The sequence below is a fragment of the Paenibacillus tritici genome (assembly GCF_013204885.1).
Taxonomy (GTDB): Bacteria; Bacillota; Bacilli; order Paenibacillales; family Paenibacillaceae; genus Paenibacillus_AQ; species Paenibacillus_AQ tritici.
Window position 1 is genome coordinate 1 of sequence record NZ_JABMKX010000048.1, and the last position, 553, is coordinate 553.

Annotated in this window: 1 protein-coding gene; it reads right to left on the bottom strand. The window is 56.1% G+C overall.

The genetic code is table 11. The annotated features are described in order from the left end of the window. Positions 1 to 553, bottom strand: a 553-nt coding sequence (locus HQN87_RS31985; protein WP_173141385.1) for an IS256 family transposase, incomplete at both ends; no start/stop codon positions are given.

Below are 553 nucleotides of genomic sequence, written 5' to 3' on the forward strand. Positions count from 1 at the left end.
TCCGGGTACTTGTAGAACGTCAGGAGGGTGGACAATTGCTCCTCCCAGGACTTCATTTCTTTCGGATATAGCTTGTTCCACTTGGCTTTGACCGTATCAAAATTTGCCCGGGCCACGACCTCATCCGGTGCCGTATACACCGTCTTCAGGGCTTCCAAGACATCGGTTTTGTGCTCGATTCGGATTTTGGGGAAGGTGGCCCGCACTTTGTGCACCACACAATGCTGCACATCGGCCTGCGGATAGGTCTCTTTAAACGCTGCATCCAGTCCTGGAAGCCCGTCAAACACACCGAGCAGCACTTCCTGCGCTCCGCGGTCGTACAGGTCTTTCAGCACCTCCCGCCAGCCGTTTGAACTCTCTTGACCGCCCACGTAGAACCCGAGGATTTGGCGTTGTCCCTCTTCGTCGATCCCCATCGCAAAATAAACCACCTCACCACGGACCGTCCCCCGTTTGAGCTTCACGTACAGCCCGTCCAGGTAGATCACGCTGTAGCGCTTGCTCAGCGGTCGTTTTTGCCACTGGTGGATATCGTCCAGGACGGTAGCCG